At 43.9% G+C, this 11965-nt stretch carries 11 protein-coding genes; 10 read left to right on the forward strand and 1 reads right to left on the reverse strand.

Annotated features, from left to right (window positions below; all coding sequences use genetic code 11):
• Positions 1–13: 13 nt before the first annotated feature.
• Positions 14–1207 (forward strand): MalY/PatB family protein, encoded by a 1194-nt coding sequence (locus DXB73_RS06835; RefSeq protein ID WP_118690566.1) that lies wholly within the window; start codon positions 14–16, stop codon positions 1205–1207.
• Between the two features lie 52 nt (positions 1208–1259).
• Here the strand turns inward: DXB73_RS06835 and DXB73_RS06840 are convergent, their stop codons facing one another.
• Positions 1260–2612: an AAA family ATPase gene (locus tag DXB73_RS06840; RefSeq protein ID WP_118690567.1), complete on the reverse strand. Its 1353-nt coding sequence runs from the start codon at positions 2610–2612 to the stop codon at positions 1260–1262.
• A 388-nt stretch (positions 2613–3000) separates the two neighbouring features.
• Here DXB73_RS06840 and DXB73_RS06845 point away from each other — a divergent pair, with 388 nt between their 5' ends.
• From DXB73_RS06845 to trpE, 9 genes are all read left to right on the forward strand, one after another.
• Positions 3001–3873, forward strand: a complete 873-nt coding sequence (locus tag DXB73_RS06845) for a radical SAM protein (protein ID WP_118690568.1) — start codon at positions 3001–3003, stop codon at positions 3871–3873.
• A gap of 15 nt (positions 3874–3888) precedes the next feature.
• Positions 3889–4257 (forward strand): NifB/NifX family molybdenum-iron cluster-binding protein, encoded by a 369-nt coding sequence (locus tag DXB73_RS06850; RefSeq protein ID WP_182434264.1) that lies wholly within the window; start codon positions 3889–3891, stop codon positions 4255–4257.
• A gap of 31 nt (positions 4258–4288) precedes the next feature.
• Positions 4289–5137, forward strand: a complete 849-nt coding sequence (gene nifH / locus DXB73_RS06855) for a nitrogenase iron protein (RefSeq protein ID WP_022024781.1) — start codon at positions 4289–4291, stop codon at positions 5135–5137.
• Positions 5138–5167: 30 nt separating this feature from the next.
• A complete protein-coding gene (locus DXB73_RS06860) occupies positions 5168–6166 on the forward strand; it encodes a pyridoxal-phosphate dependent enzyme (protein ID WP_022024782.1) in 999 nt (332 codons plus the stop codon).
• 54 nt (positions 6167–6220) lie between these two features.
• A complete protein-coding gene (locus tag DXB73_RS06865) occupies positions 6221–6643 on the forward strand; it encodes a NifB/NifX family molybdenum-iron cluster-binding protein (RefSeq protein ID WP_118690569.1) in 423 nt (140 codons plus the stop codon).
• A gap of 5 nt (positions 6644–6648) precedes the next feature.
• The gene (locus DXB73_RS06870) at positions 6649–7086 is read left to right on the forward strand and encodes an Rrf2 family transcriptional regulator (RefSeq protein WP_022024784.1); all 438 of its coding nucleotides are present in this window, start codon (positions 6649–6651) and stop codon (positions 7084–7086) included.
• Positions 7087–7138: 52 nt separating this feature from the next.
• Positions 7139–8584: a nitrogenase component 1 gene (locus DXB73_RS06875; RefSeq protein WP_118690570.1), complete on the forward strand. Its 1446-nt coding sequence runs from the start codon at positions 7139–7141 to the stop codon at positions 8582–8584.
• 18 nt (positions 8585–8602) lie between these two features.
• Positions 8603–9892 (forward strand): nitrogenase component 1, encoded by a 1290-nt coding sequence (locus tag DXB73_RS06880; RefSeq protein ID WP_118507875.1) that lies wholly within the window; start codon positions 8603–8605, stop codon positions 9890–9892.
• A gap of 600 nt (positions 9893–10492) precedes the next feature.
• On the forward strand, positions 10493–11959 hold the full coding sequence (gene trpE / locus DXB73_RS06885) for an anthranilate synthase component I (RefSeq protein ID WP_118690571.1): 1467 nt from the start codon (positions 10493–10495) through the stop codon (positions 11957–11959).
• Positions 11960–11965 lie beyond the last annotated feature (6 nt).

Here is an 11965-nt window from a genome sequence, read left to right on the forward strand (position 1 = left end):
AGGATTGATAGCAATGGCAGAAAGAAATTTGGATTTTGACGCGATAGTCAATCGTAAAAATACCGATTGCTTAAAATATGATTTTGCAAAACGAAGAGGTATGCCGGAAGATGTGCTCCCGTTGTGGGTGGCAGACATGGATTTCAAGACGTCTTCTTATATTGAGGACGCTGTGATAGAACGTACGAAGCATGGTATATTTGGCTACAGTGAAGTGCAGACCCCTTATTTTGAGACGGTGCAGGCTTGGATGAAAAAACATCACGACTGGGACGTTCAGGAAAAATGGCTTATCAAAACGCCGGGCGTTGTTTTTGCGCTGGCAATGGCGGTAAAGGCGTATTCTGAGCCGGGAGATGCCGTGATGCTGCAGCAGCCGGTGTATTATCCGTTTTCGGAGGTGATCGCCGACAATGGTAGAAAGGTGGTCAGCAACGACCTGTACAAAGGTGATGACAACCGTTATCACATAGATCTGGAGGATTTTGAACGTAAGATTGTAGATAACGACGTTAAGCTGTTCCTGCTTTGCAATCCGCATAATCCGGTTGGGCGTGTGTGGACGAAAGAAGAGCTCACTGCGATGGGGGATATTTTGGTAAAACATCATGTTACGGTTGTGAGTGATGAGATTCATGAGGACTTTGTATTTCGAGGAAAGCATCAGGTGTTTGCGGCGATCAAGGAAGAATTTGCGCAGATCAGCGTGACCTGCACGGCGCCGAGCAAAACGTTTAATATTGCCAGCATGATGATTTCGAATATCTTTATCCCAAATAGAGAGTTAAAGGCAAAGTTCCGGGCGCAGCTTGATGCGGCAGGAATTAGTCAGCTTAATGTACTGGGGTTGGTTGCGTGCGAGGCGGCATATGCACACGGAGAAGAGTGGTATGAGGCAATGCACTCATATGTTGCCGACAATATTGCCTTTACAAAGGAATATGTTGAAACGCAGCTTCCGGGCGTGTCTATGGTAGACCATGAGGGTACTTATCTGGTCTGGCTGGATTTCCGCGAAACCGGATTGAGTGTGGATGAGCTGGAGGATCTGATCGTACACCGGGCAAAATTATGGCTCGACAGTGGCAGCATCTTTGGCGATTGCGGCAAAGGGTTCCAGCGTATCAATGTGGCATGTCCACGTGCAACGTTACAAGAGGCACTTGACCGTATTAAGACGGCACTGCAGGAGAGTGAGGCGCAGTAATGGCTTGTATCAAGCACTGCGTCTCATAGATGATCCCTATTAAATTGGTATCTTACACAAGCATTGTCATGTATATAGGAATATACAATATGTTATCTTTTTGCATAAGATCTTTCGTATAAATAATATATCTGTCCTGCATTTTCAATTGATACTTTTTTACGAAGTAATCAAATGATTTGTGCGAGGTGTAGGAGGAAGACTTCACCTCGATGGGACAGATTTTTTTATTCTTAACGGTCAAAAAATCGATCTCGTATTTTTTCTCATTACTCTCATCAGAAGGTGTATAGCGATATTCATGAAAATATAGGTCGTGTCCAGATGCTTTCAGCATTTGTGCTACCATATTTTCAATGATCATTCCCTGATTGATACCAAGTTTCCCAAAAATCAGAGATTTGTAGATATTTTCATCTACGTTATCCTGGCTTTTCATAATCTGCGTTACTAACAGTCCGGTATCGCCCATATAAAGCTTAAAATTGCTTCGATCAGCAAAGAGTTCCAAGGCGATTTCGGGTTTTGTAACATGGATACATTCATTGCCGATCATGGATTCTGCCACAAAATTTACAGCATTGATATAATTCTGATAACGCGCATTTTTGTCAATCAATGAAAATTTAAAATGCGAATTTTTGTTTTCCAGTTGCTCTGGAATCGTACGAAAAATGATGGAAGCTCGCTGATTGTTTTCGGAATCGTATTTGTATAGATCCTCTTCGTACAAACTCAAAATATTACGTTTTACGAAATCAATCTGTGTGAAATCTTTGCCGGCAATATAGGCATCTACAGCCTGAGGCATTCCGCCAACTACCATATAAGTGCGGAATTTGTTCATGAGCTGTCGATGGATGCTGTCACCGAGTGGTTTGCGTTTTATGAAAGCGTCCTTGATTGCTTCATAGGAAACGGTATCATCGGTTGCCCACAAAAATTCTTCGAAATCCATAGGATACATTTTAAGTTTGTATTCTTCGGATGGAATCAGAATGTTTTGGACATTTTTATGAATAGAGATCAAAGAGCCGGTTTCGATATATTCATACCTTCCATCCTGTACTAAATATTTTATGGCCTGTCTTGCCCATGGAAACAACTGCACTTCGTCAAAGATAATGACGCAGTTTTTGCCATGGAGTGATCGCCCTTTAAGCAGAAATAAATTGCGGAAAAAGGTATCAAGGTCATTGATATTATTTATAAAGTTGTCTTTTATGTCTGTACTTTCGCGTGCAAAGTCCAATAACATATAATCATCATATTCTGCTTTCGCAAATTCTTCTACAATGGTACTTTTTCCGATTCGTCTTGCACCTTCGATCAACAGAGCGGATGAACCGGCCGATATTTCTTTCCATTTTAAAAGCTTTTGGTATAATTTTCGTTTAAATAACATGATGGGTTCCTTTCTACAGTGCATTAGTCGCTTAAATCACCGTTTTATAAGCTTTATTGTAATATAGTTTTCCACAAATAACAACCTGTATTCACGAAAATAAGAAAAGTTTTTGTATGAATATTCACGAAAATGAGAAATGTTTTGCTTTGAATATTCACGAAAATAAGAAATGTTTATTCCTAATTCCTCACGAAAATGAAAAAAGCTGCGTGACATATTCTGTGAAATATGACGATACAGAATGTCACTGACAAAATTTTGATAAATTGTTGATAATTCCTATTGACAATATAGGAAAAGGTGAATATAATTACAAATATCATAAATTGATAAAACCTATCGAAAAACTAGGAATACAAAGAGCGCAATGGAAAGGGGGAGCAACGTGAGTAATACATATCATGATCTGCAACAATCCCATCCCTGCTTTGGGGGGCATAAAAATAATGTGGGACGCATTCATTTGCCGGTGAGTCCGGGGTGTAACATTGCTTGTCGTTTCTGTGATCGTGTTATAAACGATGTAGAGGAAAGACCTGGTGTCACATCGAAAGTGATCACGCCGACAGAAAGTTTAGAGATCCTGGATAAGGCATTGAGGCTTTGTCCGGAGATTACCGTGGCTGGTATTGCGGGACCGGGAGATACATTAGCCTCTGACTATGCGCTGAAGACGTTTCGCGGTGTCAAAGAACGATTCCCACAGCTTATTAAATGTATGAGCACCAATGGATTGCTTTTGGAAGAGAAAGCAGAAGAAGTGATCGAAATAGGAATTGATTCCCTGACAGTAACTGTTAATGCAGTGGATCCGGAGATCGAAGCTAAGCTGAATAAATACATTATTTATCATGGTAAACGTTATGATGGTGTAGAGGGCGCAGAAATCCTCATTAAAAATCAGTTGGCGGGCATACGAAAAGTTGCGTCTGCCGGGATTACCATAAAGGTCAATACGGTGTTGGTGCCGGACATCAACGGAGATCATATTGCAAAGATCGCTAAGACAGTAAAAGAGGCCGGCGCAAAAATATATAATATCATACCGTTGATTCCACAGTATGAATTGGTGGATCAGACAGCACCGACCTGTAGTCAGATCGATGGGGCGAGAACAACGGCTTCCCAATATATTGACGTATTTAGACATTGCCAGCACTGCCGGGCGGATGCAGTTGGAGTTCCGGGCAGATCAGAATATGGAGATCAGATTTATCAAAGAAAACTGCGTGTGCGGGAAACATTTTCACATGGTTAGGAAAGGATGATGTCGATGCAAAATGATAGGAAGATCCGCGTGGCAGTGGCATCTTCGGATGGCATTGTGGTTAACAGTCATTTTGGAAGAGCACGTGATTTTTATATCTACGAGGTGTCCGAAAATGAGGACACCGTACTTTTGGAAAAGCGTGAGCTCGTACCGATCTGTGAGGCCGGTAATCATGATGAGGGAAGATTACAGGATAATGTAAAACGTTTATCGGACTGTGATTATGTAGCAGTGAGCCGTATTGGTATGGGTGCACTGCGGGTTATGAATGAGTATGGAATAGCTGCAATGGAATTGCCGGGGGAGATTGAAGATTCCCTGCATCGCATTGTGGTATATGACCAAATACAAGGATTAATGACAACAAGGTAGGATCCTGGATAGGATAGGAATGGAGGAGACAATGGCAGAATTGAGACAGATTGCAATTTATGGCAAAGGTGGAATTGGAAAGTCTACAACAACACAGAACCTGACTGCAGGACTTGTAGAACACGGTAAGAAAGTAATGGTTGTTGGCTGTGATCCGAAGGCTGATTCTACAAGATTACTACTGGGCGGTCTGGCGCAAAAGACGGTTTTGGATACGATCCGTGATGAGGGAGAAGATGTCGAATTAGATAAGATCGTGCGTGAGGGCTACGGCGGCACGCGATGCGTTGAGTCCGGTGGACCGGAACCGGGTGTAGGCTGTGCAGGACGAGGTATTATCACGTCGATCAACATGTTGGAAAATCTCGGAGCCTATACGGATGATCTGGATTATGTATTTTATGATGTTTTGGGAGACGTTGTCTGCGGTGGATTTGCAATGCCGATCCGCGAGGGCAAAGCAAAGGAAATATATATTGTGGCAAGTGGCGAGATGATGGCGCTGTATGCAGCTAACAACATTGCCAAGGGTATCAAACGTTATGCGCGTACCGGTGGCGTCAGACTGGGCGGTATTATCTGCAACAGCAGAAATGTAGATCGCGAGCTGGATCTTTTACGTGCTTTTGCAAAGGAATTGGGAACGCAGTTGTTGTATTTCGTGCCACGTGACAATATCGTACAGCGAGCTGAGATCAACAAAAAGACGGTGATCGAATATAAGCCGGATTCCAATCAGGCGCAGGAGTACCGCAATTTAGCAGAAGCTGTCATTAATAATACAAAATTTGACATTCCAACGCCGATGACGCAGGAACGCTTAGAGGAAATTCTACTGGAATTTGGTTTGATGGATTCTGCGGACGATTATCATATTTGATCAGAGCAATAGAGAAAGGATGGACATTGCATGGGAAAGATTTATAGATCAATTACAGAATTAGTTGGAAAAACACCGTTGTTGGAGCTGGCAAATTATGAAAAGAAACATGATCTTCCGGCAAAGCTTCTTGTAAAATTGGAGTATTTCAACCCGAATCAGAGCATTAAGGACCGCACTGCATTAAACATGATCGAGGAAGCGGAGAAAAAAGGCTTGATCAAGCCGGGAGATACTTTGGTAGAGACAACGAGTGGAAATACCGGAATCGGTCTGGCAGCGATCGCAGCAACCAAAGGATATAAATTCCGTGTATACATACAGGATCAGGTTAGTGCGGAACGTTTTCAGGTGATCAAGGCGTTTGGCGCGGAAGTTATCAAATTGTCGGAAGAACCGGTTATCGTGGAAACAATGGAAAAGACGGGTGGGGATTTTATTGCTGCTGTAGCGGCACTGAGAGATCAAGTATTGGCGAAAGAGGAAGGCATCTTTTTCGTTGATCAGCTTTCTAACCCGGCCAATCCGGCAGTCCATGAATCAACGACCGGTCCGGAAATCTGGGAAGATACCAATGGTAACGTTGATATTCTGGTGGCAAGTGTAGGTACCGGCGGAACCGTTTCAGGAACCGGTAAGTATCTGAAGTCTAAAAATCCGGACTTGTATGTAGTGGCATTGCAGCCAGGTAAAAATTCATTGCCAAGCCCTGAAAACCCGGCGCCGGAAGAGATTATGGGTGTGCACCCATTTGCCGGAGTGCCGAGAGAAATGGTACCGGAGATCATGGATATGGACATTTATGATGAACGCTATGATGTGGAGACGCCGGATGCGTACCGTGTGACACGCGAAGTTGCCAAAACAGATGGAATTCTGGTTGGAACATCATCCGGTGCAGCAATCTTTGCGGCAACGGAGATAGCCAAACGACCGGAAAATGCCGGCAAAAATATTGTCGTTATCCTGCCGGATACAGGACTTCGTTATCTGTCTACGAATTTGTTTAATGAGGATTTTGAGGTATAGACAGGAAACCAAGCAACAACGCAAATTGGCAGATCATAAGGCTGGAGGAACAGCATGGGAAAATATTTGATCGCAGTTGCTACTTCAGATGGGGTGCATGTCGACACACCTTTTGGAGAAGCAGAGCGTTTTGAAGTATATGAAATTACAAAGGATGCATATTGCAAACTGGAAGAGAGAACGGTAGTGCAGCATGATGAAGGTGTCCTAAAAGACGGACAGGACGCAGATCTGCGATCACAGGCCAATGACACAGAGCATTGCGGATGTGATGCCGGTGGTCATTTCTGTGAAGGCAGTAATGACCGTGTAGAGTGTGTCACGGACTGTACCTTTGTCGTATGCAGCAAGATTGGTTTTCATATGCAGAAGCTGCTTGCAAAGCATGCTGTAACTGCGTTTGACGTGGAGTGCACTATTGATGAAGCTCTTCACAAAATAGGGTGTTATTTAGCAAGACAAAGAAAGGCTTGGTGACGAATATGAAAATATCCACAAAAGGACGATATGCGATCAAGCTAATGCTCGATCTGGCGCTTTACAGCAAGGGGCAGCCGGTAAAGATCAAGGAAATCGCAAAAAGACAGGGGATTTCCGAAAAATATCTGGAGCAGATCGTGGCGACGCTCAATAAAGCTGCCCTTGTGAAAAGCATTCGCGGTTCTCACGGTGGGTATATGTTGAGTGAGCCGCCGAGAAATTATACTGTGGGACGCATTCTGCGTACTATGGAGGGAAATCTATCCCCGACAGACTGTGTTGGTGCCAATGGTTGGCCTTGTGAAAATAAGGCAACCTGTGTCAGCTTGATCATTTGGCAGAAATTAGACGAGGCGATCAATGGTGTGTTAGAGGGTATGACTCTGGAAGATTTGGTGGAATGGCAGCAAAATCTATGGACAGATCAATATGTGATCTAGCAGCAAAATTGTAAATCATTGACGCATTGCGAGAAAGGAATGAAAGATTGTTATGGCGAAAAAGCAGTATTCCGGTGTGAGAGAAAGTAAACCGGGCAGAATTAATGATTTAGGAACGACGGGAAAAGAAGTCGAGGAGCAGTTTCGAAAAGGCTGTTTGAAAAAAGCAGACCGAACGTTTGCACAGGGATTGCAGTGCCAGCAGATCAACAGTATGGCGGCATTGATGTCTTTGGAAGACTCTGTATTTATTTCGCACTCCCCGCAGGGATGTGTTGGCTGTTCGATCATGGCAGTGGATATGTTCCGTGTCGGTCAGGCGCACCGCGGCATTAAAAATATCCGCAATCCACGCATTATCGTATCAAATGTGGATCAGAAAAGCGTCGTGTTTGGCGGCGAACAGAAACTTCGCGAGGCAGTGAAAAAGGCAGTGGAACGTTATCATCCGAAGCTTGCCTTTATCTATGCTTCCTGTGCCTCCGGTATTATTGGAGATGATATCGATGCGATCGCATATGATTTGCAGGAAGAGTATCCGGACACCGTTTTGGTGCCGATCCATTGTGAGGGCTTTAAGTCCAAAATCTGTGCTTCCGGTTTTGACGCAGCATTTTTAGCGATCAATAAGTATATCCTCAAGAAAGAGAGTGTACCGAAAGAAAAAGGACTGGTAAATCTATTTGCACCGACAACGGTTAGTTACGCTGATCAGAAAGAGATGGAGCGTATGCTGCACAATATTGGTGTGGAGGTAAATTACATACCATTTTATAGTTCTCTGGAGAAGATCAAGCGCATTCCGGCAGCCGAGGCATCTACTTCGATCTGTAAAGTATTTGCAGATGAATTTATGAAAACATTATGGGAAGATTATGAGATCCCATATTCGCATACGGTGATGCCGATCGGTATCCGTAATACCGAAAAATGGTACCGCGGTATTGCAAAAGTGCTGGGCAAGGAAGAGGAAGTCGAAGAGATCATTGCGAAAGAGCGAGAGCGTATCATGCCGCTTGTTCAGAAACTTCGTGACAGACTGCACGGTAAGCGGGTATTTATCTGTGGCGGTACCGGGCGATCTTTTGCGGCAGCAGCTTTGATCGATGATTTTGGCATGGAATTGGTGGGATTAGAGACACCAACCTATGATGAAGATGCACAGACAGATATCGAATATCTCAATGGCATTCATAAAGACTTCGTCGTTGATATTGCCAATATGCAGCCATTCGAGCAGGTCAATCTTGTGAATAAATTAAAACCGGATGCTTTTATTGGTGTTCCGGACTGGGCGGCTAAGCTTGGCATTCCGACTACACATGTATTGGACGGTAAGCGTCCGACGATGGGATATGACGGTCTGATCTATCTTGGCAACAAAATTGCAGATCAGCTGCAAAATCCGGGATTTAATGTAAAGTTAGCACAACATAGTAAATTACCATATAAGGATTCGTGGTATGAGCAGGATGCATTTAAGTATATCAAGAAATAAAGAAAGGCAGGAAAAGATATGTCACAGGTTACAGAAAATCCAAAGGGCGGCTGTGTTTTAGCAGGCATTAATTCTGTATTAGGAGCGATCGACCGTGTGTGTCCGATCTATCATTCAGGACCGGGCTGCTGTATGCAGACTACAGCAGCAGATCAAGGGCAGTCCGGACACAAATCTTCTCGTTTTGTGTCATTTGTATCACTGCCTTCTACCAATATGTTGGAAAAAGAAGTTGTTTTTGGCGGTACTGAAAAACTGCGCACAACTGTTCAGGGGGCTATTGATATTATTGATGCGGATGCATATTTTGTATTGACGGGATGTACCGCAGGAATTATCGGTGATGACATTGTCAGCGTTACAGAAGAATTTCAGGACAAGGGGTATTCCGTATATCCGATCGAGACGCCGGGCTTTGTCGGAGACAGCAATCTCGGCTATGAAACGGTTTGGACGACGATGATCAATCAGGTGATAGAAGAAGATGTGCCGAAAGATGATAAATTGGTTAATATTTTCGGGATCATCCCGTATCATGATCCGTTTTGGAGCGGTGCGCTTGAGGAGATCGATCGTATTTTATCTGCGCTAGGTCTTAAGGTAAATACGTTCTTTACAAAGCATCAGGGTATTGAAACGATCCGCAAATGTTCCGGTGCAGCACTGAATATCATCATCAATCCATGGCTGTTTAAGGGCCCGGCCAAAAAGATGGAACAAAAATTTGGTATTCCAAGCATCCGCGTTCCGGGCTTATTTGTCGGGGCAACCGACACGACAAAATTTGTCAGACAGGTAGCAGAGGCAATGCACTTGGATCAAGAGATCGTGGATAAAGTGATCGCTGCGGAAGAAGAATATGTTTATGATTATTTAGCGCAGTCTGTCGGAGTGGTTAGCTGGAAGCGTTTTGCGGTTGTGGCAGATGCTAACAACGCTGTGGGTATCACCAGATATCTGGCAAATGATTTTAGTTTTACGCCGGTGCTTGTCATCGTGTCAGAACCACTGTTCCGTCAAGAGGATAAGGATCGCATTGTGGCACAGATTGAGGATTTGGAATATGCGAAACCGCCAAAGGTGATCTTTGCATCCGATCAGTATGAGATCAATCAGGCACTGCGGGAAGAGGAAGAAGAGATCACGCTGTTGATCGGCAGCAGCAATGAACGCGAGGTGGCATTGGAAAAGGATATTCAGTTTATTCTGGCAGCCTTTCCGATGAATGAACGTTTGGTGTTTAATCGTACGTATGCAGGTTATCGGGGCAGCCTGACATTCACAGAGGATCTGTACGACAATCTGTAATTCTGTTTTTTGATGAAGAAGGAGTTTGATCTTCTGAAAAAGAAATTTTATCAATCAGAAAAGAAGATAGTTGACAAATCCTACACAAGGAGTATACTATTGTTAATTTCATAATAATAAACCGTTGAAGCGGAGATAAAAATGAAAGAGGCGCTTACAGAGAGTGGGGATGCTGAGAAACCACAGAGAGCTGTTCATTAAATGGACCGCAGAGGGCATGGTCAAAAGCTGGTGATCCGGCTGAGTATTCCATGACGTAAGGCATGCGTCAGTTGCCGGGAATATGTTGGTATTTCGCAAAGAGCGTGAGGTTTCACGAAACAAGGTGGCACCGCGGGTAAAAGATTAACCGTCCTTGTTTAGCATTTATATGCTAAACAAGGACTTTTTTTGTTTTATATATGCAAAAAATGCTCCGCTATTAAGAAACTCTTTGCTTGAAACGAAGGAGGTTAGTGTGAAAAATACTGCTGATGCAGTATTTTATCACACGGCTATTTGTGCCGCAGGCGTCACAAAGTAGCCCTGTTCGCAGAGCCAAATCTGACATTTGGCTCGCGGTTCCTTCGACGCCAAAGCGTCTGCGGAATGGAGGGTTTCATGACAACACTGGAACAGGCAAAACAGATGGCAGACGGCTACAAAGTTGTGCCGATCAGCCGGGAGATCCTTTCGGATACCGTGACACCGATGGAAGTGTTACGCATCCTAAAAGGCGTGAGCAAACATTGCTACATGTTAGAAAGCGTAGAAAATCAGGAAGTATGGGGAAGATACACATTTTTGGGATATGATCCGAAATTAGAGATCACCTGTATGAACAGTGAAATGTGTATACGTGAAAGTGGGAGCGAAGAAGGAGCAAAAGAGCCGGTAGCTCATCCGGGAGCAAAGATCAAAGAGATCTTGAAAGAATACACCAGTCCAAAAGTAAAAGATCTTCCAAGCTTTACCGGAGGATTGGTCGGATACTTTTCTTATGATTATGTTAAGTACAGCGAACCAAAGCTTAATTTGGACGCCGACGATCAGGAAGGGTTTAAGGATGTCGACCTTATGTTGTTTGACAAGGTGATCGCTTTTGATAATCTTCGTCAAAAGATATACATCATCGCCAATGCAAGGACAGAGAATCTGGAACAGGAATATGACAGATGTCTCGCAGAAATTGAAGAGATCGTGGATCTTATAGAGCATGGCACACCGGCACAGATCACGCCGGGTAAGATCACATCAGAGTTTCGCCCGCTCTTTTCGGAGCAGGAATATTGCGCGATGGTTGAGAAAGCGAAGCATTATATTTACGAGGGAGATATTTTTCAGGTAGTGCTTTCCAATCGTTTGGAAGCTGATTATGAGGGAAGTTTGTTCAATGCGTATCGTATGCTGCGCACGATCAATCCATCCCCATATATGTTTTATTTTAGCAGCGATGACATTGAAGTGGCGGGTGCTTCGCCAGAGACGTTAGTGAAACTGGAAGATGGCGTGCTGCATACATTTCCGCTTGCCGGAACAAGACCCCGCGGCAAAGATGCCGCAGAAGATGAGCGACTTAAAACAGAGCTGCTTGGTGATGAAAAAGAGCGCGCAGAGCACAATATGCTGGTAGATCTTGGCAGAAATGATCTTGGCAAAGTAAGTAAGTATGGCAGCGTAGAAGTGGAAGATTATATGGCGGTGCTGCAATATTCACATGTTATGCATATAGGATCGACCGTGCGGGGTGAGATCAGAGATGACAAAGACAGCTTAGATGCAGTGGATGCAGTGTTACCGGCAGGAACCTTATCGGGTGCACCAAAGATCCGTGCGATGGAGATCATTAATGAATTAGAGAACAATAAGCGTGGCATTTATGGCGGAGCCATTGGTTATGTTGATTTTACCGGCAATCTTGACACTTGTATTGCAATCCGTACCGTGTTTAAGAAAAACGACAAGATCTTTGTCAGATCCGGAGCCGGTATCGTGGCAGACAGTGTACCGGAAAATGAGTATCATGAGTGCATCAACAAAGCGAAAGCAGTAATGGATGCAGTAGATAAAGCACAGGGCTTAGCATAATGGCAG

This window comes from Clostridium sp. OM05-6BH (assembly GCF_003481635.1).
GTDB lineage: Bacteria > Bacillota > Clostridia > Lachnospirales > Lachnospiraceae > Butyribacter.